Below are 23,459 nucleotides of genomic sequence, written 5' to 3' on the forward strand. Positions count from 1 at the left end.
TCAGGATGGCCGTACCCCTGCTGCTGATTGCCAGCGGCGCGTCACCAGCGGCGGAGAAATATCAGTACCGCGTCGCTTTTATGCCCGATATTCACTTTCACGATGTATACGGCGAGTTTGCGGACCAGGCTTTTAGCGGCCTGACAAACAGCAAAAGCGGCAAACCCGCCATTATCCGCTCGATGTATGCGCAACTGACCTCCACGCGGCTGTTCAATGAGAACTATTTTGCGCTGCGTGCCGCGCTGGACGATGCCGGAAAGCGGGGCATCAAATGGGTGGCGCTGCCGGGGGATTTCAGCGATGACGGGCAGCCCTATCATGTGCGCGGACTGGTAAAACTGCTGCACGAGTATGAGCAAAAGTATGGCATGCGCTTTTTCGCCACCCCCGGCAACCACGATCCGAACCGCCCCTTTACCACGCCCGGCGGTGAGGAGGATTTTCTGGGCGAGGACGGCAAAACCCAGCGTATTTTCAGTCGTGGCGCAAAAGAGTGTCAGGGCTATCAGGGCGCGACAGCGCGGATCAAAACCGATGCCGAACTGCCGACAATTTGCAGCGAAGAGATGGTTCACGGCGGTTATCAGGCGATCATGACGGCGATGGGGCCGTTCGGCATCAATCCTTCGCCGGACGATCTGTACTGGGAAACGCCGTACTCCCGATACGGCGTGGAAAATTACCGCTACCAGGCGGCGCAGCGGGCCAGCGATTTCAGTCAGCGGCAGTATGAAATCTGCGCCCAGGGAACGGGTGGGATCTACAAAAAGCCCGGTTACGGCCTCTGCTTTACCGTCGCCGACAGCAGTTATCTGGTGGAGCCGGTGCCTGGTTTATGGTTGCTGGCAGTGGACGCCAATGTCTATCTGCCCGCCGCCGACGCCCGCGCGGATCAACCGCAGTTTTTGGGTTCCGGCGAGGCGGGCTACAACAGCATGCTGACGCACAAACAGCAGACCGTTGCCTGGATGGCAGATGTTGCGCAGCGCGCCAGAGCGCTCAACAAAACGCTGGTCACCTTCAGCCATTTCCCGATGGTGGAATTCGATAACGGTGCGGCTGCGGATCTTGCTGACATCTTTGGCGAGGGGAAATTCCAGCTGGCCCGCGCGCCGCGCGAGGACACCAGCCACGCGCTGGCAAAAACCGGCATTGGCGTGCATGTCGGCGGTCATATGCATTTTAACGATACCGGCGTGCGTCGTTATGCCGATGGCAGCCTGTTGTTCAACATTCAGGCCCCGTCGCTGGCGGCCTATGTTCCGGCCTATAAAATCCTTAACTTTACCAGCCCGCTGGAGATCGACGTGCAGACGGTGATCGTCAAAGAGGTTCCACGCTTTAACGAACTGTTTGAGCACTATCAGCAGGAGTGGGATCACCTGAACGCCGTGCACTCGCCCCGTCTGTGGAACCGCGACATTTTGCAGGCCAACAGCTACTACGCCTTCACCAACTGGCATATCACTGAACTCACCCACCTGCGTTTTCTGCCGGAGGAGTGGCCGGAGGATTTGCGCAAGCTGCTGTTTTCGCTGAACGGCGAGGAGATGCTGATCATAAGCCAGCTGAATCAAGGCGAATACGATGGCAAAAAAAGCGGCGCGGCCTGGGAAAAGGCACGGCATAAAGCGCAGGCGCTGGCACAAAAAGCAGGCATGAAACGGCAGGATTTTGCCCGCTGGAACGGTTTCGATTTGGCGGTGGATTTTTACCGTTTACGCAATGCGGATGAGCTGGCCTTACAGGATATTCCCGCCGAACGTCTGCGCCAGTACCGGCTGCTCACCGGCACGCTGGCGACCCGTTTATCTCCCGTCGCCCTGAAGGTCAATCAACACAGCGCGGTTGAAGATATTTTCCGGCTACGCTTCGGCAGCCTTTTTGCGGTGATCGATAAATACCTGCACGGCAGCCCGGCACGTCATTTTCATATTAATGTGGAGACGGGGGAGGTGGGTAGTGGAATAAATTTTCGCACAGAACCTCACATTCAGTAACCACCATACCCACCATTTAATTGACCGATTTTAAAGGTGGTGGGTATAATAACCACTAAAGCTTACAGGGACGTTGAGGAATGTATGACGAGTGCTGAAGTCATGAAGAAGCTGAAAAAGGCAGGTTGGGAGCATGTCCGCACCAGAGGTTCGCATCACATTTTTGAAAAGGAAGGTGAGCCTGAGCCGATAGTGGTTCCCCATCCAAATAAGGATTTAGCTGCCGGTACGTTACATAAGATTTTTAAGCAATTAGGCGAAAAATAAGTGCCAAAGGCGTGTTGGCGCACGTCACTTCTGAATGAGGAAAAACCATGAAATATCCAGTTTATTTACATCAGACCGAAAACGGCGCTTTTTCTGGTTTTGTGCCCGATCTGGCTGGATGCTATTTCGCAGGTGATACCATTGATGATGCGATCGCTGATGCTCATTCAGCTATTGATGCGTATCTGGACTACCGGAGCGAGAAAGGAAAAGACGTACCTGTAGCACGTACGATGAACGATCATAAAGATGATGAAGACTGCCAGGGCGGCATGTGGGGGATCGTGGATATTGATACCTCTAAATACGATGGCAAAGCGGTGAAATTAAATATTACCTTGCCGCAAAATTTATTAAGAAGAATAGACGCTTATGTCGTAAATAATAAAGACTACACCAGCCGTAGCGGTTTTATCGCTGAGCTGGCGAGAAGAGAATTATCAAAACGTCTCTAAACACTGTCTGACAGATTCATTAACACGCCCGGCAAGCGCTGCCGGGCGTTATCTATCACGCCAGATAAAACACCTCTTTCAGCTCGCTGCTGATCGGGCTGTGGTCCGGGTTTGACGGCATCACGGCGGACATATATTCCCACCAGCGCTGGCACACCTCTGTGCTGGCAACGGCGTTCCAGCGTTCTTCGGATTCGATCTCGACGGTGGCAAACAGCAGGTTGCGGGATTTATCGAGGTAAATGGCGTAATGGTGCGCGCCATGATCTTTCAGCACCGATTCAAGCTCCGGCCAGATGGGATTATGGCGGCGCTCGTACTCCTCGTGGGCATCAGGATTAACCTGCATGACAAAGGCTTTGCGGATCATAACGCCTCCAGATACAGCTCGCGCACTTCATCGCGGCTGGCAGTGCGCGGGTTGCACGGCGCGCAGGGATCGGCGAGGGCTTTATCCAGCCAGCCTTCAATATCGTCTTTGGTGACGCCTAACTGGCTGAAGCCGGACGGAATGCCGACGCGGGCGCTCAGCGCGCGAATGGCGATAATGGCTTCTTCGCTGGCGGCTTCATCGCTCATGCCGCGCGTATCGACGCCCATTGCCTGCGCCACGCGGGCAAAACGCGCCACGGCGTTGGGGCGGTTAAAGTTTTCAATGATCGGCAGCAGAATGGCATTACAGACGCCGTGCGGCAGGTTGTGCGTCGCCCCCGGCTGATGGGCCAGCGCGTGCACCAGTCCCAGACCGGCGCTGTTAAAGGCCATGCCTGCCAGGTACTGACCGAAGGCCATCTGTTCGCGGGCCTCCAGGTTATGACCGTCATCCACCGCTTTCGGCAGCCACTGGGCAATCAGGCGGATAGCCTCCAGCGCGTTGGCATCGGTGAGCGGGTGCGCGCCAAGGGACACATAGGCTTCCACCGCGTGGGTCAGCGCATCCATGCCGGTCGCTGCGGTGACGGAGGCCGGGATTTCCAGCATCACGCTGGCATCATCAACGGCAATATCGGGAATAATGTTGGCATCAATAATCACCTCTTTGACCTGACGTTCGGAGTCGATAATCACCGCGTTGCTGGTCATCTCGGCGGCGGTACCGGCGGTGGTATTGATGGCGACCAGCGGCACCCCGGCGTTCACCACTTTCCCSACGCCGGAATAGGCGGTGGACGGGCCAGGATTGGCAGTAAGGATTTTTATCGCTTTCGCGGTATCGATCGGGCTGCCGCCGCCAAAGGCGATCAGGTAATCGCATTCGGCATCCTGATACACGCCGTAACCTTCCTTCACCAGCGCTTCGGTCGGGTTCGGGAAGACCGCGTCAAAAAGATGATAAGACATCTGGTGCGCATCCAGCGCGCTGAACAGACTGTCCAGCAGGCCCAGCTTCACCAGTTGCCCGTCGGTGACGATCAGCGCCTTGCCCCACTGTTTGCACGCGACCAGGTTAACCATGTCGCCGATTGCCCCCGCGCCATGCAGGCTGATTTTGGGAAGTGCCAACAAAAAGCTCATGATAAATCTCCTTATCTTGCTGTGATTTTTTATGCCCGGCGGCGCGGCGCTTGCACTGGCCTACATCGTAGGCCGGGTAAACGCAGTGCCACCCGGCCGTTAAATTCGTCTTCGCTGCATAATCCGTCGCGTAATAATCGGCAGGGAAATCACCACAATCAGCATTGCGCCGATGATGATCGACATCACGATGCCCGGCACGTTAAGCAGGCTGAGGCCAAAGGTGACTAATCCCATCAGGAAGGCGGCGATGATCACGCCGACCATGCTGCCGGAGCCGCCGAGAATATTGATGCCGCCCAGCACCGCCATGGTCACCACCGCCAGCTCCCAGCCGGTAGCAATGGTCGGGCGCGTACTGCCGAGGCGCGAGGTGAGCAGCACCGAGGCCAGCCCCGCCATCAGGCCCACCAGCGCAAACAGCACCAGGTTGTGACGCTTCACATTGATGCCGGAATACCACGCGCCGGTCGGGTTATTGCCGATGGCGTAGGTGCGGCGGCCAAAGTTGGTGCGGTGCAGTACGAAGGCAAACACCCCCGCCAGCACGATGAACAGCGCGAACTCAAAGGACAACGCGCCCCACACGTAACCCTGACCAAACCAGGCAAAGCTTTCCGGATACGCATTCAGCGCCTGGTCGCCGAGCAGAATGTAAGTGATGCCGCGATACAGGCTCATGGTGCCGATGGTAATGACGATGGAGGACAAGTTAAACCGCGTTACCAGCACGCCATTGAACAGCCCGCACAGCAGGCCGACGCCCAGCCCGACGCAGACCAGCAGCGGCGTATCAACCCCCGCCTGGGCGCAGAATCCCATCACCGTGGAGCTGAGGGCGATGGTCGAGGCGACGGACAGGTCAATTTCACGGGCGATGATCAGCATCGCCATCGGCAGCACGATGATCGCTTTTTCCGTGAAGTTGAAGGTGGCGTCCGACAGGTTCCAGATGTCGAGGAAATAGGGCGACGCAAGCGCATTGGCGATAAACACCGCCGCCGTCACCGCCAGCAAAAAACCTTCCCAGCACAGCAGGCGTTTCAGCCATGGCGTGGCAGCGGGTGAGGTGTTCATCTCTTCAGTGGTCATAATTTTGCTCATGATTTCACCGCCAGTTTCTGACGCGCCAGCGCGGCGTCGCGCAGGATCAGCCGCCCTTTACGTTTATTGCCGCGCTCGTTCAACAGCACCGCAATGACGATCACCGTCCCGGAAATCGCCATCTGCCAGAAGGGCGAAATGCCGATCACCGGCAGCGCATTATTGATGACGCCCAGAAACAGCGCGCCGAACAGACAGCCGAGCACGCGCCCGGTGCCGCCCATGGTGCTGATGCCGCCAATGACGCAGGCGGCGACTACCTGCAACTCAAAGCCGTTCGCCACATCCACATAGGCCACGGCGAAACGGGAGATCCACAGATAACCACAGAAACCAGCCAGCGCCCCGGACAGGCAGAAGCTGATGAACTGCATTTTTACGGCGTTGATGCCGGTGTAATACGCAGCCGTGGCGTTGCCGCCTGCGGTATAGAGCGCGCGTCCGGTGCGGCTGTAGCGCAGGAAGTAGCCCACCAGCAGCAGCGCGGCGATGGCGCACCAGCTCAGCAGCGGCAGCCCCAGCACGGCAGCGCGCGGCAGGCCGAGAAAATCACTGCTCATCTGGTGAGAGTTGATCCAGCCGCCATCGGAGAGCAGAAAAATAATGCCGCGGTAGATGCTCATGGTGCCCAGCGTCACCACAATCGCCGGAATACCCATTTTCCACACCAGCAGGCCGTTGATGATGCCCATCACCAGCCCGAGCGCGGTGGCCAGCAGCAGTAACGCCCAGACGGGGATCGCCGGATAGTGGAAATTGAGCAGGGCGACGATCATGCCGGTCAGCGCCAGGTTAGCCGCCATCGACAAATCAATGCCTTTGGTGAGCAGCACCATCATCTGACCGAGCGCGAGGATGATTAAAATAGAGGTGTCATTAAAGATCTCGACCAGGTTACCCGGGGCGACGAACGACGGCGCGCGGCTGCCAATGGCGATCACCATCAGCACAATCACCGACGCCAGCAAGGCTTCGCGATTTTTAAGCAGTTGTTGCCACATTATGCCGCCTCCTGCGCCGCGCCGCTGGCGGCGCTGACAATGGTTTCCGCCGTGGCTTCGCCCGCGCGGTATTCCGCGACCATCAGCCCCTCATGCATGACGATGATGCGGTCGGCCATGCCCATCACTTCCGGCAGTTCAGACGACACCATGATCACCGCCAGCCCTTGCCCGACCAGTTCGGACATAAACTGGTGTACGGCGGCTTTCGAGCCGATATCAATGCCTTTGGTGGGTTCGTCGAGGATGATCACGTCCGGATGGGTGGCGAGCCATTTGCCAATCACCACTTTCTGCTGATTGCCGCCGGAGAGGGTTTCCACCGGCTGTTTCCAGCTAAAGGCCTTCACCTGCAGGCGTCGGGCGTACTCATCCGCCAGCGCCCACTCCCTGGCGTCGTTCAGTACGCCGTTGGGGTTGAGCTTGCCGAGCTGCGGCAGGCTGATGTTCTGGGCGATGGGCAGCTCGATGATCGCCCCCTGTTTCTGACGTTCTTCCGGCACGCAGACGATACCGGCGTTAATGGCATCGGCGGGCTGGTGGAACTCTACCCTTTTTCCGTTCAGCACAATCTCGCCGGACGACGGCCGCGAGACGCCGGACAGCGCCTGCATCAGTTCAGTACGCCCCGCCCCCACCAGCCCGTAAAAGCCAAGAATTTCCCCTTTGCGCAGGGAGAAATTGATGTGCGCAAATTCCGTGGGATGGCAGAGATCTTTCACTTCCAGCACCGTATCGCCCGGCTCGCAGGCTATTTTCGGGTAGGTCTGGGTGATGGCGCGGCCCACCATCATTGCCACCATGCGCTCTTCGGTGATGTCGCTCATCGCGCCGGAGCCGACGTACACCCCGTCGCGCAAAATGGTGTAGTGATCCGCCAGCTCGAAGATTTCATCGAACTTGTGCGAGATAAACATGATCGCTTTGCCTTCCTGCTTCAGGCGCTCAACGATCTGGTAAAACTCCAGAATTTCGTGCTGCGACAGGGCAGCGGTGGGTTCGTCGAGGATCACCACCTGGGCGTCAAAGGAGAGCGCCCGGGCGATGGCAACCATATGGCGCTGGGCGATACTCAGGGTTTTCAGCGTCGCGTGCGGATCGATCTGCACTTCCAGACGGGTCAGAATGGCCTGCGCTTTCTGGTGCATGGCGGGCCAGTCGAGCTTCTTCAGAAAACCTTTATACAGATACTGGCCGACAAAAATGTTCTCCGTCACCGACAGTTCATCGAACAGCACGGTTTCCTGATGGATCGCGGTAATGCCGACTTTGTGCGCCGCTTCCGGCCCCGGCAGGTTAATGGGAATGGCTTTATAGAGGATTTCGCCTTCTTCCGGCTGATAGATGCCGGTCATCACTTTGACCAGCGTTGATTTGCCCGCGCCGTTTTCACCGATAAGGGCGGTGACTTTGCCGGGCCAGAGATCGAGCTGCACGTTCTCAAGAGCACGCACGCCAGGAAAAACCTTGGTGATGCCCTTGAGCGACAGCAGAGGGGTGGATGCCGTCATGATAGTTCTCCGCATAACGAGATTTCTTGTAGGGCGGGTAAGCGCAGCGCCACCCGCCGTATGTCAGAAAACGGATCAGAAAATTTTGGAGAACTTATCAATATTGCTGGCATCGTAGACGAACGGCTCAGCCATCGCGCCGCTGCCGTCCGCATCCAGCTTCACCTTGCCGAGTTTACCCATGCTGGCTTCGGTTTTGGTGGCGCTGCCTTTTACTAAGTCATCCGCCAGATAAGTTGCGGCATAGCCCAGATCAATCGGGTTCCAGATGGCAAAACTTTTGGTCGCGCCGGATTTGACCGCCCCCGCCATTTCAGACGGCAGGCCCAGACCGGTGACGTACACTTTGCCGATTTTGCCCTGATCCTTCACCGCCTGCGCTGCCGCCACTATGCCAACCGACGACGGCGAAACGATCACTTTCAGATCCGGGTAGGTTTTCAGCAGGCCGACCGCTTCGCGGTAGCTCTTGTCAGACAGATCGTCGCCATAGGCAGTGGTTACCAGATTGACGGACGGATATTTCGGCAGCACCTTTTTCATTTCCGCAATCCAGGTGTTCTGGTTCGCAGAGGTCGGCGTGGCGCTTAAGATTGCCACATCGCCTTTTTCGACGTTCAGCGCTTTCAGCGCTTCGGCGGCGAGCTTGACGTTGGTTTCACCGATCAGCGCATTGTTCGAGGGATTCAGATGGATCTGGCGGCCGGCTTTCGCCACGCCGGAATCCCATGAGACGACTTTGATACCACGCTGCATCGCTTTTTTCAGCACCGGCACCACGGCGTCTGGATCGTTGGCGGAGATGGCGATCGCATCCACCCCCTGCGCGATCAACCCGTTCAGCACTTCGATCTGCGCTTCGGCGGTAGTAGTGGTGGGGCCGGTATAAATGACTTTTACATCACCTAACTCTTTGGCGGCTTCCTGCGCGCCGACGTTCGCTGCTTCAAAAAAACCATTACCTAATGATTTTGCCACCAGGGCGATTTTGACTTCTGCTAATGCGGAACCGGACAACGCCAGCGCAGCAACGGTGAGGATTAAGCTTGCTTTAATTTTCATTGCTTGTACTCCACGAGTTAGTTTTTGTAGGGATGGCAGGTGGTATTCGCCCCGTCTTCGTGAGCGGGGCGCGATGTTGTTATTTGTACAAATCTAAAGCGGACTGCACCGGCGTTACGCCAAAGCGTTTGCCGAGGGCGATTAATTCCTCCTGCGTGATGGTCTGTTTCATGCCGCCCATCGAGTACACCTTCACCAGCACTTCAGCGGATTTTTCGGCGGTGTCAATCAGGCCAAAGGCTTCATCCAGCGTCGGGCCACTACCAAAGACGCCGTGGAACGGCCACAGCACCAGCGAATGTTTCGCCATTTCATCGGCGGTGGCCTGACCGATTTCATCGGTGCCCGGCACCATCCACGGCAGAATGCCGACGCCGTCCGGGAACACCACCAGGCATTCGGTGCTGCCTTCCCACAATTTGCGGGTGATAAGGTCAGAGTCGTTTTCCAGCACGTAGGTCAGGGCGATAAGATTGGTGGCGTGGCAGTGCATGATCACGCGATCGCGACCATTGGTCGCTTTGATGCGCTCGCAGTGTGAGCGGAAATGCGCCGGCAGCTCTGATGTCGGTACGGCATCGTCGGTCAGCCCCCAGAGAATGTGGTAGCCCGCGCCGTCGCTGTCCACCTTGACGATGCCGAGGTTGGCGGTGGGATCGAGCTGCACGTTACGGAAGAATTTACCGGAGCCGGTGACGATAAAGGGCGTGTTAGCCAGCAGCGGCATTGGCTGGCTCAGGGCGATGTAGCGCGGCTCTTTATGGAAATCTGCGGCGAAAGAGGTGATGTCTGCCTCATCCAGGCGCAGCGTCAGGTTGCCGCCGTTACGCTCGTCCCAGCCTTTCAGCCAGGCGTCGGAGGTGGCTTTGATCATCCCCTGGACAAACCAGGCGTTGGTGATGTTCTGCATAGTCTTGTGGTTCCTTTGAAAACGCCGGGTGGCGCTGCGCTTACCCGGCCTACATTTACCTGAATGCCGGGTGACGATACGCTTACCCGGCCTACTTGTCATGCGTAGGCCCGGCAAGCGAAGCGCCGCCGGGCGGTATATTTACTGGCGTTCGGCTAACACGGTTTTCTCATACGCCCGCACGCTGTCGAGCCACTGGCTGCCGACCGGCGTGTCGTTGCGCTGACAATACATTTCCCACACCGCCTGCCACGGCAGCGATTTCTGCTCTTCCAGCAGCGCCAGACGCGCGGTGTAATCACCGCTCGCTTCCAGGCGACGCAGTTCGTCGGTCGGCTCCAGCAGGGCGCGCAGCAGGGCTTTTTTCATGTTGCGGGTGCCGATCACCCAGGCGGCGATACGGTTGATGGAGGCATCGAAGAAATCGAGGCCAATATGTACGCGGTCAAACAGGTTATGACGGACGATCTCGCTGGCGATGGCCTGGGTTTCGTCGTCCAGCAGCACCACGTGGTCGCTGTCCCAGCGCACCGGGCGGCTGACGTGCAGCAACAGGCGCGGCACGTAGAGCATGGCAGCGGAGATTTTGTCGGAGATCACTTCGGTCGGGTGGAAGTGACCTGCGTCCAGGCACAGCGCGGTCTGACGGCTGGTGGCATAACCCATGTAAAACTCGTTAGAGCCGACGGTGTAGCTCTCGGCGCCGATGCCGAACAGCTTGCTTTCCACCGCATCAATATGATGCGCCAGGCTCAGCTTTTCGCTTAGCGCTTCATCCAGCGCGGCGACCAGACGCTCACGCGGCGCGAGGCGGTCAACGGTGACATCTTTCATGCCGTCCGGGATCCAGATGTTCATCACCGACGGCGTGCCCAGTTGCTCGCCGAAATACGCCGACACGCGACGGCAGGCTTTCACGTGGTCGATCCAGAACTGGCGGATCTCGTCGTTAGCGTGGGACAGGGTAAAACCATCGGCGGAAAGCGGATGCGAGAAACATGACGGGTTGAAATCCAGCCCCAGCTGGTTCTCTTTCGCCCAGCTCACCCAGTTTTTAAAGTGTTCAGGTTTGATGGCATCGCGCGCTACCGGCTCGTCGGATTCCAGATAAATGGCGTGCAGGTTCAGGCGCTTCGGCCCTGGAATGAGGCTCAGCGCCTGCTCCAGATCGGCGCGTAACTCTGTTGCGTTGCGCGCCTTGCCCGGATAGTTACCGGTCGCCTGAATGCCGCCCGTCAGGCCGCCCTGCGGGTTTTCAAACCCGGCGACGTCATCGCCCTGCCAGCAGTGCATGGACACCGGCAGGCGATCGAGCTGGCTCAGCGCCGCCTCGACATCAATGCCCACCGCGGCGAAGCGCTGTTTTGCCAGTTCCCAGGCCTGTTCAAGTTGAGTGGTCATGCGCAAAGCTCCTTTGTTGGTCGTTTTTGCTGAAACTGCGCAACATAGCGAGCAATTTCATTATCAGGATGAGGGGGGTAAGTGGTGAGGGTGTAACTGGACGCCACCACCTCACGGAAAGCGTCGACATTGCTCAGTTCGTCCAGCGTCATTAACTGCACGCCGATGTTGCCGAGCGTTGAGGCTTCAACGGGGCCGGCCACCACGGTGATGCCGCAGGCATCGGCGCACAGCTGGTTGAGCAACTGGTTCTGGCAGCCGCCGCCGACGATATGCAGCTGGCTGAAGGCTTTGCCGCGAAGCTGCGCCAGTTCGTGCAGCACATCGGCATACAGCAGCGCCAGACTGTCAAAAATGCAGCGCGCCAGTTCAGCGGCGGTGTGCGGTACGGGCTGGCCGTTTTCCCTGCAGGCGGCCTGCAATTCGCGGCTCATGTTTTCCGGATTGATAAAACGCGCGTCGTTCGGATTGATGACGAAACGGCAGGCGGGCAGGGCGGCGGTGCGGGCGATCAGATCCGCCAACTCCTGCACGTTCTGCTCTTTCAGCACCCGTTGCAGCAGCCACAGGCCCATGATGTTTTTCAGCACACGATAGCGGCCTTCCGCGCCCCCTTCGTTGGTGATGTTGGCGGCAAGCGCCTCATCGCTGGTGTAGGGCGTTTTGCTTTCAAAGCCCATCAGCGACCAGGTGCCGGAGGATAAATACGCGGCGTCTTTGCCGGCCAGCGGTGCGGCGATCACCGCGCTGGCGGTGTCATGGCTGGCGACGGCAACCACCGGCACGTCAGCCCAGTGACCGATCACATTGCCGGGATGGGTGGGGGTGCCAAGCCAGGAGGCGGGTACGCCCGCCCAGTCGAGCAGCGTCTCGTCCCAGCTGTCGGTATGAATGTTCACCAGCTGCGTGGTGGTGGCGTTGGTGTATTCCCAGTTGAGCTGGCCGGTCAGCCGGAAGCTGAAATAGTCGGGGATGAGCAGCGCATGGGCGACGCGCGCCATCAGTTCCGGCTGCTGTTCGCTTAACGCTTTAAACTGATAGAGCGTGTTGAAGGGTAAAAACTGAATGCCGCTGCGACGATAAATATCGGTTTTACCGGGCTGCGCTAATGCCCGCGCCATTACGCCATCGGTGCGGCTGTCGCGGTAGGAAACCGGCAGACCGACACGCTCGCCCTGCGCATCAATCAGCACGTAATCCACGCCCCAGGTATCTATGCCGATACTGTCGATGGCGATGCCCTGCTGACGGACTTTATCCAGCCCGCAGCGGATTTCCGCTTCCAGGCTGTCGATATCCCAGCACTCGGTGCCGTCAATTTTTTGCAGACAGTTACTGAAGCGATGAATTTCGCGAAGCGTAAGGGTGCGCGGCTCAACGTCGAAGCGGGCGAGCATTACACGCCCGCTTGATGCGCCTAAATCGACTGCGACGCAATGGCGAAAAGTCATGGAGCGATCCTCTGGTGAGTCATTGCCGCCAGTCTAAAAAAGGGCCAGCAGGATCACCTTCTTGCCAGTGACAGGCCCAAACCGCCGCTGGCAAGAAACCAAAGATGAACGTGAGAGAGTTCACAGTTTCCGCTTATCAGCGGTTTTTCAGGCGCTGTGACCGCCGCCGCATTTCCTGAACTTTCCGACAGTTTCTTGAAAAATCGACAGGCTTTGCGCGCTTTGCTGTCAAAAATTCAAGGTGAGAACAGAGGGCGTTAATTACTATATTGAGAACGTTTCTCATCGACAGGGGTTGCTATGACCGTATTACACAGCGTGGACTTTTTTCCATCAGGTTATACGCCTGTTGCTATTGAACCCCGGCTGCCCCAGGCGGCATTCCCGGAACATCATCATGATTTTCATGAGATTGTGATCGTCGAGCACGGCACCGGTATTCACGTCTTCAATGGTCAGCCCTATACCATCAGCGGCGGCACCGTGTGCTTTGTACGCGATCATGACCGGCATCTTTATGAGCACACCGATAATCTSTGCCTGACCAATGTGCTGTACCGCTCCCCGGACGCGTTCCAGTTCTTATCCGGCTTAAACCAGTTACTGCCGCAGGAGCAGGACGGGCACTATCCGTCTCACTGGCGCGTGAATCAGGGCGTATTGCAACAGATCCGCCAGATTGTCGGGCAGATGGAAACGGCGGATGAGGGCAAGGATACGGCGGCGCTGGCGAACCGTGAGATCCTCTTTATGCAGTTGCTGGTGCTGTTGCGTCGCAGCAGCCAGATGGAAGGGGCGGCGAATAACGATGCGCGCCTGAATCAGCTGATGTCGTGGCTGGAAGATCATTTTGCGGAAGAGGTGTGCTGGGAGTCGCTGGCGGATCAGTTCTCGCTGTCGCTGCGCACCCTGCACCGTCAGCTCAAGCAGTACACCGGTATGACGCCGCAGCGCTATCTGAACCGTCTGCGGCTGATCAAAGCGCGACATTTATTGCGCCACAGCGACCATAGCGTCACTGATATCGCTTTTCGCTGCGGTTTCGGCGACAGTAACCACTTTTCAACGCTTTTTCGCCGGGAGTTCGACTGGTCGCCGCGCGATATCCGCCAGGGGCGCGACACGCTTTTACAGTAGCTGCGCGTAACGAGAGATTTATCACCGTATTTTCGCCAGAAAACAGCTAATAATGAAAGGTTAATCGCTGTTGAGGTGACCCTGTGGCAGGCCAGTTAATTCTTCGCAAAGCCGATTTTTTTGCCCGTACCGGACAGGCGGTGGCGGTGGCGGATCGCTACCCGCAAAACGTCTTTGCGGAACATTCCCACGAGTTTAATGAACTGGTGCTGGTGTGGCGCGGCAACGGGCTGCACATTCTGAACGACCGGCCTTACCGCATCACCCGTGGCGATCTGTTCTATATTCGCGCCGAAGACCGCCATTCTTACGCCTCGGTTAACGACCTGGTGCTGCAAAATATCATCTACTGCCCGGAACGCCTGACGCTGGCGCTCGACTGGGCGGCGCATATTCCGGGGCTACAGGGCCGGGAGCCGTCGCCCCACTGGCGGCTTGGCAGCACCGGCATGACGCAGACGCGGCAGGTGATCACCCAGCTGGAGCAGGAGAGCGCCAGAACGGACGAGCTGGCGAACCCGCTGGCGGAGGCGCTGTTCGCGCAGCTGATCCTGACGCTTAAACGGCATCGCTACGCCACGGATAACCTGTCGGCTACCGCCAGCGAGGCGCTGCTCGACAGGCTCATCACGGCGCTGGCAGGCAGCCTGAACCGGGCCTTTGCGCTGGAGGCGTTCTGCGAGCAAAACCAGTGCAGCGAACGCGCGCTGCGCCAGCAGTTCCGCACCCAGACCGGCATGACCATCAACAACTATCTGCGCCAGCTGCGCATCTGCCACGCGCAATATTTGCTGCAACATACGGAACTGTTAATCGGCGAAATCGCCATGTGCTGCGGCTTCGAAGACAGCAACTATTTCTCGGTGGTGTTTACCCGTGAAACGGGCGCGACGCCAAGCCAGTGGCGGCAACGCTTAGCGCAAAAATTGACAGTGTCATAACGAAAAGTTATAACCACACAGAAACTACGGCATTGATAAACATTTTCAATACCAGTTAATTAACTATAATGAACCAACTGCTTACGCGGCGTTAACACTTCAGCCGCCCGACAATAATGGAGATGAATATGAGTTATACACTGCCATCCCTGCCATACGCATACGACGCTTTAGAACCGCATTTCGATAAGCAGACGATGGAAATCCATCACACCAAACACCACCAGACCTACGTAAACAACGCTAACGCAGCGCTGGAAAGTCTGCCTGAATTCGCTAACCTGCCGGTTGAAGAGCTGATCACCAAACTGGATCAGCTGCCGGCAGACAAAAAAACCGTACTGCGTAACAACGCGGGCGGTCACGCTAACCACAGCCTGTTCTGGAAAGGCCTGAAAATGGGTACCACCCTGCAGGGCGACCTGAAAGCGGCTATCGAACGCGATTTCGGCTCTGTTGAGAAATTCAAAGAAGAGTTCGAGAAAGCGGCTGCCACCCGTTTCGGCTCCGGCTGGGCGTGGCTGGTACTGAAAGGCGACAAACTCGCTGTAGTCTCTACTGCAAACCAGGACAGCCCGCTGATGGGTGAAGCAATTTCTGGCGCATCCGGCTTCCCGATCCTGGGTCTGGACGTGTGGGAACACGCTTACTACCTGAAATATCAGAACAAACGCCCGGATTACATCAAGGCGTTCTGGGAAGTGGTTAACTGGGACGAAGCAGCGGCACGTTTCGCGGCTAAAAAATAAGTCCTGCTCACCTTCTGGTGAATCTATCCAGCCCCTGTCGGTAAGCCGACGGGGGCTTTTTTTTACCCGCTACAGCCCGAAAACCTCGTCGATGGCACGCGTCTGCGCGTCGTTCAGCGTGCCGCCCGCGTTACGTGATGTCGTGCCGCAATAACCAAATTTGCGCGCCACCACGGTTTTAATGGTGGTGACAAAATCATCGCCGATGGCGTAAATCGCCGACAGTTTGCCCATCTCCTGCTGAACCTGCTGTAAAGTTTGCAGATCTCCCCTGGCGAAGGCTTCACGCGCGCGGACGAACAGCTCCGGCACAATGTTATTCAGCCCGGAAATCACCCCGGCGCCGCCCGCTAGCTTGTTGGGAATAAAATACTCGTCGTAGCCGGAGAGTACGGCAAAATCCTCCCGTACCGCCTGAGTGGCGAGGATCATATTGCGGGTGTGCGACTGGCAGTCCACGGTGTCTTTAATCCCGGCAAAGTGGGGGAATTCAGCCGCCAGCGTGGCGATAAGCTCCGGCGTCAGATCACAGCCGGTACGCGCCGGAAAATTATAGGCGAACCATTTGCCGGTCAGCTGCTGCCCGAGCGCGCGGTAGTAGCTGAGCAGCTGCGCAGATGTCTGTCCGTAGTAGTAGGGCGGCAGGATCATCACCGCGTCGTAGCCCGCGTCAAAGGACGCCTGCGCCATACGCAGTATATCGCTCACGCAGGTGGAGGAGACGTTCGCCACCATCGGCAGCGACGACATGGCCCGCGCTTCGCGGATCAGCGACAGCCGCTCTTCCAGCGTAAAGGAAGCGAATTCGCCGATGCTCCCCATCAACAGAATGACGTCGATTCTGGCGTCGGTCAGGCGGGCGAGATGCTGGCGCAGGCCGTTAAAATATATCTTGCCGTCGGTTTCCATTGGCGTAATGGACGGGCACCAGACGCCCGTAAAGCGTGCATCACTGGACATGTCGTTGACTCCTTGAATGTGAAATGGCGTTTCAGAAGTTAGCTAAGTGATAGCACGGCTTGCGGCAGTTCACGCCAGTGGTGTACTTTTTTTGCGCGCTGACGCCGCAAAAATATTGTATTTGGCGGCGTTTCCGGCCAGCCTGAAGCGCAGTGGAATTATGACAAAGGGAGACGATATGCAATATCCGATGGAGGTATTTTCCGGCAAGGTGCGCGATTATCCGGGCAGCCGCCCGAGCGCCATTGCGAAAGTGCAGGTGGATGGCGAACTGACGCTTACGGAACGCGGCCTGAAAGATGACCAGCAGGCGGAGAAAAAGATCCACGGCGGCCCCGATCGTGCGTTATGCCACTATCCGCGGGAACATTACGCCCAATGGGCGCGGGATTTCCCGGACCAGGCGGCGCTCTTTGTCGCCCCGGCCTTTGGCGAGAATCTGTCGACCGTCGGGCTGACGGAGAAGAACGTGTATATCGGCGATATTTTCCGCTGGGGCGAGGCGCTGATCCAGGTGACGCAGCCGCGCTCGCCGTGCTTTAAGCTCAATTTCCACTTCGGCATTCCCAATATGGCGACGCTGATGCAGGATCGCGGTCACACCGGCTGGCTGTACCGCATCGTGGCGGGCGGGAAGGTGTTCAGCGATGCGCCGCTGGAGCTGGTATCCCGTTGCAGCGAGATCAGCGTCCATGAGGCGGGTGTCATTGCCTGGCATACGCCGTTCGACGATGAGCAGTATCATCGCCTGCTGTCAGCGGCAGGGCTGTCGGTGAGCTGGGCAAGAACCATGCAGAAACGGCGGATTAGCGGCAAAATCGAAGACAGTTCGCGGCGGTTGCGCGGGTAACCGGCGTTGCCCTCTCCCGGTGAAGGAGAGGGCGCTACATCAGGCGCGCTTGCTATACAACGGCAGCCAGAGGGTCAGGCGCAGGCCGCCTAACGGGCTGTCGTCGGCTTTCACCCAGCCGCGGTGCTGCTGGATGGCGGTTTCCACAATCGCCAGCCCCAGCCCTGTGCCGCCGGACTCGCGATCGCGGGCCTCGTCGGTACGGTAGAACGGCCGGAAAATCTGCTCACGATCTGCCGGGCTGACGCCCGGACCGTCATCATCCACGTGAATGGTGATACCGTCTTTATCCACCGCAAATCCCACTTCAATCTGCGTGTGTGAATAACGCAGCGCATTACGCACGATGTTTTCCAGCGCGCTTTCCAGCGCGTTCGGGTTGCCGTACAGCGGCCATGGCCCTGGCGGGAAGGTCACCGTCAACGTCTTGCCCATTTGTTCGGCTTCAAAGGCGGCGTTGTCCAGTACCTCGCTCCACAGCTGATTCGCTTTCATGGTTTCGCTGACCAGCGCGTTTTTCTGCTGATTACGCGACATTACCAGCAGGTCGTTGATCATGCTGTCGAGCCGCTGCGCTTCGGTTTCGATGCGCTCCAGCTCTTTGCTTTCACCACTGCGACGGCGCAGCAGGGCGGTGCCCAGTTGCAGACGCGTCAGCGGGGTGCGCAGTTCATGCGAAATATCAGAAAGCAGGCGTTGCTGCGAGGTCATCATGCGTTCCAGGGCCGTCACCATCTGGTTAAAGCTGGCCCCGGCGGCGAGGAATTCCTGCGGCCCCGCTTCCAGTTCCGGATGCTGACGCAGGTTACCCTGCGCCACTTCATCGGCAGCATTTTTCAGCTTACGCGCCGGTTTGGCGAGACTCCACGCCAGCCATAACAGCAATGGCGAACTGACCAGCATGGTGACAATCAGCAGTAATAACGGGCGGTCAAAAAGCAGGTTGATAAAGTCTGACTGCGAGCTGCTGGCCGGACGAATGAGATAGAGCTGGTAATTATCTTCCCCATCCCTGATGGAAAATGGCCCTACCAGCTCTACCCGACCGTACTTTTTCTTCTGCGGGTGGTCGGAGTTATCCGCCTGCCCGATGAAGTTACGAATGATCTGCATTTCGCTGCGTTCTGCGCCAATCACGCGCCCTTCGCTGGTCACCAGCAGCAGGCGTTGACCCGGCGGCGCCCATTTATCGATCGCGCGGAATAATCTGCGCCACCACATCAGGTCGTTCGGCGGATCATTGGCCAGTTCCGCTTCGACATGCTGTTCGATCATCACGCCCTGGCGCTGTTCGCTGTCGAGCAACTCCGTCATCTGACGGGAGTCCAGCTTCGGCACCATCAGTACCAGCATCAGCACCAGTGCCAGCGTTAACCAGAAAATGGCAAAGATGCGCGCAGTCAAACTTCCAATCATGAAGCGGAAACCATCAGATAGCCGCGACCACGCAGGGTTTTAAACCACGGATGTCCGTCTTTGCGTTCCGGCAATTTACGGCGCAGGTTGGAAATGTGCATATCGATGGCGCGATCGAACGGCGTTAAGCGCTTACCCAGCACTTCCTGGCTCAGATGTTCACGGGAAACGACCTGGCCCAGATGCTGCGCCAGCAGATAAAGCAGCGTGAATTCGGTGCCGGTAAGTTCCAGCGACTGTCCATCAAAGCTGGCTTCCTGACGGCCTGGATTGAGGCTTAAGGCGTCGACTTCTAAAGTAGGGGAACCGTTATCGCTGTTTTGCTGCTGCTCGCTCCAGTGTGAACGGCGCAGGATGGCGCGGATGCGCGCAACCAGCTCACGGTCGTTGAAGGGTTTAGGCAGATAGTCGTCCGCGCCCAGCTCAAGGCCGAGTACGCGATCCAGTTCGCTGCCGCGTGCCGTCAACATAATAACGGGCGTCTGGTGTGTCTGGCGAAGCTCTTTAAGTGTATCAATACCGTTTTTCTTCGGCATCATAACGTCGAGCAAAAGTAAATCGATACTGTCGTCAAGGAGGTCGAGCGCTTGTTCCCCATCATGGGCAACCAACACGTCAAAGCCTTCCATGTCGAGCAGTTCCTTTAACAGGGATGTAAGCTCTCGGTCATCATCAACTAACAGGATTTTATTCATTGTTTAAATACCTCCGAGGCAGAAATTACGTCATCAAGGCGCGCTAATCCATGACTTTACGTTGTTTTACACCCCCTGACGCTAGTTTTCAGCCTGAACCGTACACTGGCTCTCGTTGAATCGCGAAACAAAAGATTTTGGGAGTAAGTGATGCGCAATGTTACCGCTGCCGTCATGGCCTCAAGCCTGGCATTCAGTGCAGTCAGCCAGGCAACTGGAGACGTAACAGGCGATAACTGGCATCCAGCAGATGGACTTACTCAGCGTAGCAGCCAGAGCCACATGTTTGACGGTATTAGTTTAACCGAACATCAGCGACAGCAGTTACGCGATCTCATGCAGCGGGCACGGCACGACCAACCCCCTGTCAACGTGAGCGACGTGGAGACAATGCACAACCTTGTCACCGCACAAAAATTTGATGAAAGCGCTGTGCGCGCTCAGGCAGAAAAAATGGCACAAGAACAGGTTGTTCGCCAGGTCGAAATGGCCAGGGTTCGCAACCAGATGTACCACCTGCTAACGCCGGAGCAGCAAGCGGTTTTACATAAGAAACACGATCAGCGAATGAAACAACTGCGCGACGTCGCGCAAATGCAGCAAAGTTCATCGTTGAAGTTATCGAGTAGCAGCAGTACCGGTAGTAACCAGTAACACCCTGTTTTCCTTGCCATAGACACCATCCCTGTCTTCCCCCACATGATGTGGGGGTTTTTTTTGCCCGAAATTTGCCACCGGTATCCCTTAAATCCGCAATTTCACACCCTTCGATGTGCCTTTTCATCACAATGAGGCTTTTTTCATCCGTTATACTGGTTCCTGTGTTCTGGCAGGAGTCTCTATGAATCAATCTTATGGGCGGCTGGTCAGCCGGGCGGCGATTGCGGCGACGATCCTCGCAAGCGCGTTACTGCTGATCAAAATCGTCGCATGGTGGTACACCGGGTCAGTCAGCATTCTGGCGGCGCTGGTGGATTCTCTGGTGGATATTGCCGCCTCGCTCACCAACCTGCTGGTGGTGCGTTACTCTTTACAGCCTGCGGATGACGAACACACATTTGGTCACGGCAAGGCGGAATCGCTGGCGGCGCTGGCGCAAAGTATGTTTATTTCCGGCTCGGCGCTGTTCCTGTTTTTGACCGGGATACAACATCTGGCGCGCCCGGAACCGCTCAATGCGCCGGGGATCGGGGTGGTTGTCACTGTGATTGCCCTGATAAGCACAGTCATCCTTGTAACCTTCCAGCGCTGGGTAGTAAGAAAAACCCAAAGCCAGGCGGTAAGGGCGGATATGCTTCATTATCAGTCTGATGTTATGATGAATGGCGCGATTCTCATCGCCCTTGGCCTGTCCTGGTATGGCTGGCACCGTGCCGATGCGTTATTTGCATTAGGTATTGGTGTTTATATATTGTACAGCGCGCTACGTATGGGTTATGAGGCGGTTCAGTCATTATTGGATCGCGCGTTACCTGACATCGAACGTCAGGAAATATTCGAAATCGTCACTCGCTGGCCTGGAGTCAGCGGCGCGCACGACCTTCGCACGCGGCAGTCAGGGCCGACCCGCTTTATACAGATTCATTTGGAAATGGATGACAATCTTCCCCTTGTTCAGGCGCATCTGGTGGCTGAACAGGTTGAGCAGGCGATCCTGCAACGCTTTCCGGGGTCGGATGTCATCATCCATCAGGATCCTTGTTCGGTAGTACCTCAGGAAAAGGGTACGTCAATCAATGCCTTGTGATCGGTTGTAAAAGAGTGAGTCAGGCCACTTTTTTGTACAGAAATTAGCGCCATTTCGCCTGACCTGAATCAATTCAGCACAGAGATATTGATATACTATTCGCAACATCGTTGTTCACTCCTTCGGGGGAGTCGCTTCGGGCAACAGAATTCATTTTGCATTCCAAAGTTCAGAGGTAGTCATGATTAAGAAAATCGGTGTGTTGACAAGTGGCGGTGATGCGCCGGGCATGAACGCTGCAATTCGCGGCGTGGTTCGCGCGGCATTAACGGAAGGTCTGGAAGTTTGTGGTATTTATGACGGTTACTTAGGTCTTTACGAAGACCGCATGGTGCAGCTCGACCGTTACAGCGTGTCCGACATGATCAACCGTGGCGGTACTTTCCTTGGCTCCGCACGCTTCCCGGAATTCCGCGAAGAGCATATCCGCGCTGTGGCTATCGAAAACATGAAAAAACGCGGTATCGACGCGCTGGTGGTCATCGGCGGCGACGGCTCATACATGGGCGCGAAGCGTCTGACTGAAATGGGCTTCCCGTGCATCGGTCTGCCAGGCACCATCGATAACGACGTGGCGGGTACTGACTACACCATCGGTTACTTCACCGCGCTGCACACCGTTGTTGAAGCCATTGACCGTCTGCGCGACACCTCTTCCTCTCACCAGCGTATTTCCATTGTTGAAGTGATGGGCCGTTACTGCGGCGACCTGACGCTGGCTGCGGCTATCGCGGGCGGCTGTGAATTTATCGTACTGCCGGAAGTGGAGTTCAGCCGCGAAGATCTGGTTAACGAAATCAAAGCCGGTATCGCGAAAGGTAAAAAACACGCCATCGTTGCCATCACCGAGCACATCTGCGACATCGACGAGCTGGCGAAATACATCGAAGAAGAAACGCAGCGTGAAACCCGCGCCACCGTGCTGGGCCACATTCAGCGTGGCGGTTCGCCGGTGCCTTACGACCGTATTCTCGCTTCCCGTATGGGCGCTTACGCCATTGAATTGCTGCTGCAGGGCCACGGCGGTCGTTGCGTTGGTATTCAGAACGAAAAAATGGTGCACCACGACATCATCGACGCTATCGAGAACATGAAGCGTCCGTTCAAAGGCGACTGGCTGGACTGCGCCAAAAAACTTTATTAATGCCTTCCCATCCCTCTCCGCCCGGAGGGGGATGCTTTTCTTATTCCTCACTGTTATAGCCAATCTTTTTTTATTCTTTAATCATTGGTTCGCTTTCTGGCACGCTGCTTTCATCACAACACAACAGCATATGAGAGTGAGCAATGAACAAATGGGGCGTGGGATTAACTTTACTGCTGGCATCCGGCAGTGTTCTGGCGAAGGATATTCAGTTATTAAACGTGTCTTACGATCCAACGCGTGAGTTGTACGATCAGTACAACAAAGCGTTCAGTGCTCACTGGAAACAGGAAACCGGCGATAACGTCGTGATCCGCCAGTCGCACGGCGGCTCGGGCAAACAGGCAACCTCAGTTATCAACGGCATTGAGGCCGATGTGGTGACGCTGGCGCTGGCCTATGACGTGGATGCGATTGCCGAACGTGGCCGTATCGACAAAAACTGGATCAAACGCCTGCCGGATAACTCCGCGCCGTACACCTCCACCATCGTCTTCCTGGTGCGTAAAGGCAACCCGAAACAAATCCACGACTGGAATGATCTGATCAAACCGGGCGTCTCTGTGATCACGCCGAACCCGAAAAGCTCCGGCGGCGCACGCTGGAACTATCTGGCGGCCTGGGGCTACGCCCTGCATCACAACAACAACGATCAGGCTAAAGCGCAGGACTTCGTGAAGTCGCTGTTTAAAAACGTTGAAGTGCTGGATTCCGGCGCACGCGGCGCGACCAATACCTTCGTGGAACGCGGTATTGGCGATGTGCTGATTGCCTGGGAAAACGAAGCGCTGCTGGCGACCAACGAACTGGGCAAAGACAAGTTTGAGATCGTCACGCCGAGCGAATCCATTCTGGCCGAGCCGACCGTTTCCGTGGTCGACAAAGTGGTCGAGAAGAAAGACACCAAAACCGTAGCCGAAGCCTATCTGAAGTATCTCTACTCACCGGAAGGTCAGGAGATCGCGGCGAAAAACTTCTACCGCCCGCGTAACGCGGAAGTGGCGAAAAAGTACGAAGGCGCATTCCCGAAACTGAAGCTGTTCACCATAGATGAAGAGTTCGGCGGCTGGACGAAAGCCCAGAAAGAACACTTCTCTAACGGCGGTACTTTCGACCAGATCAGTAAGCGTTAATTATCCT

Annotated in this window: 23 protein-coding genes; 11 read left to right on the forward strand and 12 right to left on the reverse strand. The window is 56.9% G+C overall.

All coding sequences use genetic code 11. From position 1 onward, the window contains the following. Nucleotides 1-5: 5 nt before the first annotated feature. The 3 genes from QRD42_RS05245 to QRD42_RS05255 all read left to right on the forward strand — a co-directional run bounded on the left by QRD42_RS05245 (nt 6) and on the right by QRD42_RS05255 (nt 2,725). The gene (locus QRD42_RS05245; RefSeq protein ID WP_321988335.1) at nt 6-2,003 is read left to right on the forward strand and encodes a metallophosphoesterase family protein; all 1,998 of its coding nucleotides are present in this window, start codon (nt 6-8) and stop codon (nt 2,001-2,003) included. 84 nt (nt 2,004-2,087) lie between these two features. After that, on the forward strand, nt 2,088-2,270 hold the full coding sequence (locus tag QRD42_RS05250) for a type II toxin-antitoxin system HicA family toxin (RefSeq protein ID WP_321988336.1): 183 nt from the start codon (nt 2,088-2,090) through the stop codon (nt 2,268-2,270). Between the two features lie 47 nt (nt 2,271-2,317). Further along, nucleotides 2,318-2,725: a type II toxin-antitoxin system HicB family antitoxin gene (locus QRD42_RS05255; RefSeq protein ID WP_321988337.1), complete on the forward strand. Its 408-nt coding sequence runs from the start codon at nt 2,318-2,320 to the stop codon at nt 2,723-2,725. 55 nt (nt 2,726-2,780) lie between these two features. On the opposite strand, the gene rhaM is transcribed toward QRD42_RS05255, so the two are convergent. The 9 genes from rhaM to rhaB all read right to left on the reverse strand — a co-directional run bounded on the left by rhaM (nt 2,781) and on the right by rhaB (nt 12,680). Continuing rightward, complete coding sequence (gene rhaM, locus QRD42_RS05260; RefSeq protein WP_321988338.1) at nt 2,781-3,095, reverse strand: L-rhamnose mutarotase; 315 nt, start codon at nt 3,093-3,095, stop codon at nt 2,781-2,783. Next, complete coding sequence (gene fucO, locus QRD42_RS05265) at nt 3,092-4,240, reverse strand: lactaldehyde reductase (RefSeq protein ID WP_321988339.1); 1,149 nt, start codon at nt 4,238-4,240, stop codon at nt 3,092-3,094. Before fucO ends, rhaM begins: the two co-directional genes overlap by 4 nt. 99 nt (nt 4,241-4,339) lie before the next feature. After that, on the reverse strand, nt 4,340-5,344 hold the full coding sequence (locus QRD42_RS05270; protein WP_321988340.1) for an ABC transporter permease: 1,005 nt from the start codon (nt 5,342-5,344) through the stop codon (nt 4,340-4,342). Further along, complete coding sequence (locus tag QRD42_RS05275) at nt 5,341-6,345, reverse strand: ABC transporter permease (protein WP_321988341.1); 1,005 nt, start codon at nt 6,343-6,345, stop codon at nt 5,341-5,343. Before QRD42_RS05275 ends, QRD42_RS05270 begins: the two co-directional genes overlap by 4 nt. Next, complete coding sequence (locus QRD42_RS05280; protein WP_072571359.1) at nt 6,345-7,856, reverse strand: sugar ABC transporter ATP-binding protein; 1,512 nt, start codon at nt 7,854-7,856, stop codon at nt 6,345-6,347. Before QRD42_RS05280 ends, QRD42_RS05275 begins: the two co-directional genes overlap by 1 nt. A 75-nt stretch (nt 7,857-7,931) precedes the next feature. Next, complete coding sequence (gene rhaS / locus QRD42_RS05285; protein ID WP_072571358.1) at nt 7,932-8,918, reverse strand: rhamnose ABC transporter substrate-binding protein; 987 nt, start codon at nt 8,916-8,918, stop codon at nt 7,932-7,934. Between the two features lie 79 nt (nt 8,919-8,997). Beyond that, nucleotides 8,998-9,828, reverse strand: a complete 831-nt coding sequence (gene rhaD / locus QRD42_RS05290; protein ID WP_321988342.1) for a rhamnulose-1-phosphate aldolase — start codon at nt 9,826-9,828, stop codon at nt 8,998-9,000. A gap of 141 nt (nt 9,829-9,969) precedes the next feature. Beyond that, a complete protein-coding gene (locus QRD42_RS05295) occupies nt 9,970-11,229 on the reverse strand; it encodes an L-rhamnose isomerase (protein WP_321988343.1) in 1,260 nt (419 codons plus the stop codon). Further along, complete coding sequence (rhaB, locus tag QRD42_RS05300; RefSeq protein WP_321988344.1) at nt 11,226-12,680, reverse strand: rhamnulokinase; 1,455 nt, start codon at nt 12,678-12,680, stop codon at nt 11,226-11,228. The genes QRD42_RS05295 and rhaB overlap by 4 nt, the downstream gene beginning before the upstream one ends. A 300-nt stretch (nt 12,681-12,980) precedes the next feature. Between rhaB and rhaS (QRD42_RS05305) the strand changes: the two genes are divergently transcribed. From rhaS (QRD42_RS05305) to sodA, 3 genes are all read left to right on the forward strand, one after another. Further along, the gene (gene rhaS / locus QRD42_RS05305; protein ID WP_072571354.1) at nt 12,981-13,817 is read left to right on the forward strand and encodes an HTH-type transcriptional activator RhaS; all 837 of its coding nucleotides are present in this window, start codon (nt 12,981-12,983) and stop codon (nt 13,815-13,817) included. 83 nt (nt 13,818-13,900) lie between these two features. Beyond that, nucleotides 13,901-14,758, forward strand: a complete 858-nt coding sequence (rhaR, locus tag QRD42_RS05310; protein WP_321988345.1) for an HTH-type transcriptional activator RhaR — start codon at nt 13,901-13,903, stop codon at nt 14,756-14,758. A gap of 128 nt (nt 14,759-14,886) precedes the next feature. Then, entirely contained in the window at nt 14,887-15,507 is a 621-nt protein-coding gene (gene sodA, locus QRD42_RS05315) for a superoxide dismutase [Mn] (protein WP_321988346.1), read from the forward strand. A gap of 69 nt (nt 15,508-15,576) precedes the next feature. Here sodA and QRD42_RS05320 read toward each other — a convergent pair whose 3' ends face one another. Beyond that, entirely contained in the window at nt 15,577-16,467 is an 891-nt protein-coding gene (locus QRD42_RS05320; protein WP_321988347.1) for a dihydrodipicolinate synthase family protein, read from the reverse strand. Nucleotides 16,468-16,645: 178 nt separating this feature from the next. Between QRD42_RS05320 and yiiM the strand changes: the two genes are divergently transcribed. Further along, complete coding sequence (yiiM, locus tag QRD42_RS05325; RefSeq protein WP_072571350.1) at nt 16,646-17,317, forward strand: 6-hydroxyaminopurine reductase; 672 nt, start codon at nt 16,646-16,648, stop codon at nt 17,315-17,317. Between the two features lie 39 nt (nt 17,318-17,356). On the opposite strand, the gene cpxA is transcribed toward yiiM, so the two are convergent. Both cpxA and cpxR read right to left on the reverse strand, forming a co-directional pair. Next, nucleotides 17,357-18,733, reverse strand: a complete 1,377-nt coding sequence (gene cpxA / locus QRD42_RS05330; RefSeq protein WP_072571349.1) for an envelope stress sensor histidine kinase CpxA — start codon at nt 18,731-18,733, stop codon at nt 17,357-17,359. Beyond that, nucleotides 18,730-19,428, reverse strand: a complete 699-nt coding sequence (gene cpxR, locus QRD42_RS05335; protein WP_072571348.1) for an envelope stress response regulator transcription factor CpxR — start codon at nt 19,426-19,428, stop codon at nt 18,730-18,732. The genes cpxA and cpxR overlap by 4 nt, the downstream gene beginning before the upstream one ends. Before the next feature lie 150 nt (nt 19,429-19,578). Between cpxR and cpxP the strand changes: the two genes are divergently transcribed. The 4 genes from cpxP (at nt 19,579) to sbp (ending at nt 23,452) form a co-directional block, all read left to right on the forward strand. After that, nucleotides 19,579-20,082, forward strand: a complete 504-nt coding sequence (gene cpxP / locus QRD42_RS05340) for a cell-envelope stress modulator CpxP (protein ID WP_072571347.1) — start codon at nt 19,579-19,581, stop codon at nt 20,080-20,082. A gap of 187 nt (nt 20,083-20,269) precedes the next feature. Beyond that, a complete protein-coding gene (fieF, locus tag QRD42_RS05345; RefSeq protein ID WP_072571346.1) occupies nt 20,270-21,175 on the forward strand; it encodes a CDF family cation-efflux transporter FieF in 906 nt (301 codons plus the stop codon). Nucleotides 21,176-21,356: 181 nt separating this feature from the next. Next, entirely contained in the window at nt 21,357-22,319 is a 963-nt protein-coding gene (gene pfkA, locus QRD42_RS05350; protein ID WP_072571345.1) for a 6-phosphofructokinase, read from the forward strand. A 143-nt stretch (nt 22,320-22,462) separates the two neighbouring features. After that, nucleotides 22,463-23,452, forward strand: a complete 990-nt coding sequence (sbp, locus tag QRD42_RS05355) for a sulfate/thiosulfate ABC transporter substrate-binding protein Sbp (RefSeq protein ID WP_072571344.1) — start codon at nt 22,463-22,465, stop codon at nt 23,450-23,452. The last annotated feature ends 7 nt before the right edge of the window (nt 23,453-23,459 follow it).

Source organism: Enterobacter sp. PGRG2, assembly GCF_030291195.1.
GTDB lineage: Bacteria > Pseudomonadota > Gammaproteobacteria > Enterobacterales > Enterobacteriaceae > Enterobacter_D.

Coding starts and splice junctions, on each gene's coding strand:
- QRD42_RS05275 (WP_321988341.1), bottom strand. CDS start 6,345: ATGTGGCAACAACTGCTTAAAAATCGCGAAGCCTTGCTGGCGTCGGTG.
- rhaS (WP_072571358.1), bottom strand. CDS start 8,918: ATGAAAATTAAAGCAAGCTTAATCCTCACCGTTGCTGCGCTGGCGTTG.
- fieF (WP_072571346.1), top strand. CDS start 20,270: ATGAATCAATCTTATGGGCGGCTGGTCAGCCGGGCGGCGATTGCGGCG.
- cpxP (WP_072571347.1), top strand. CDS start 19,579: ATGCGCAATGTTACCGCTGCCGTCATGGCCTCAAGCCTGGCATTCAGT.
- pfkA (WP_072571345.1), top strand. CDS start 21,357: ATGATTAAGAAAATCGGTGTGTTGACAAGTGGCGGTGATGCGCCGGGC.
- sbp (WP_072571344.1), top strand. CDS start 22,463: ATGAACAAATGGGGCGTGGGATTAACTTTACTGCTGGCATCCGGCAGT.
- rhaB (WP_321988344.1), bottom strand. CDS start 12,680: ATGACTTTTCGCCATTGCGTCGCAGTCGATTTAGGCGCATCAAGCGGG.
- yiiM (WP_072571350.1), top strand. CDS start 16,646: ATGCAATATCCGATGGAGGTATTTTCCGGCAAGGTGCGCGATTATCCG.
- QRD42_RS05295 (WP_321988343.1), bottom strand. CDS start 11,229: ATGACCACTCAACTTGAACAGGCCTGGGAACTGGCAAAACAGCGCTTC.
- QRD42_RS05250 (WP_321988336.1), top strand. CDS start 2,088: ATGACGAGTGCTGAAGTCATGAAGAAGCTGAAAAAGGCAGGTTGGGAG.
- cpxA (WP_072571349.1), bottom strand. CDS start 18,733: ATGATTGGAAGTTTGACTGCGCGCATCTTTGCCATTTTCTGGTTAACG.
- QRD42_RS05280 (WP_072571359.1), bottom strand. CDS start 7,856: ATGACGGCATCCACCCCTCTGCTGTCGCTCAAGGGCATCACCAAGGTT.
- QRD42_RS05320 (WP_321988347.1), bottom strand. CDS start 16,467: ATGTCCAGTGATGCACGCTTTACGGGCGTCTGGTGCCCGTCCATTACG.
- sodA (WP_321988346.1), top strand. CDS start 14,887: ATGAGTTATACACTGCCATCCCTGCCATACGCATACGACGCTTTAGAA.
- QRD42_RS05255 (WP_321988337.1), top strand. CDS start 2,318: ATGAAATATCCAGTTTATTTACATCAGACCGAAAACGGCGCTTTTTCT.
- rhaM (WP_321988338.1), bottom strand. CDS start 3,095: ATGATCCGCAAAGCCTTTGTCATGCAGGTTAATCCTGATGCCCACGAG.
- rhaD (WP_321988342.1), bottom strand. CDS start 9,828: ATGCAGAACATCACCAACGCCTGGTTTGTCCAGGGGATGATCAAAGCC.
- cpxR (WP_072571348.1), bottom strand. CDS start 19,428: ATGAATAAAATCCTGTTAGTTGATGATGACCGAGAGCTTACATCCCTG.
- QRD42_RS05270 (WP_321988340.1), bottom strand. CDS start 5,344: ATGAGCAAAATTATGACCACTGAAGAGATGAACACCTCACCCGCTGCC.
- QRD42_RS05245 (WP_321988335.1), top strand. CDS start 6: ATGGCCGTACCCCTGCTGCTGATTGCCAGCGGCGCGTCACCAGCGGCG.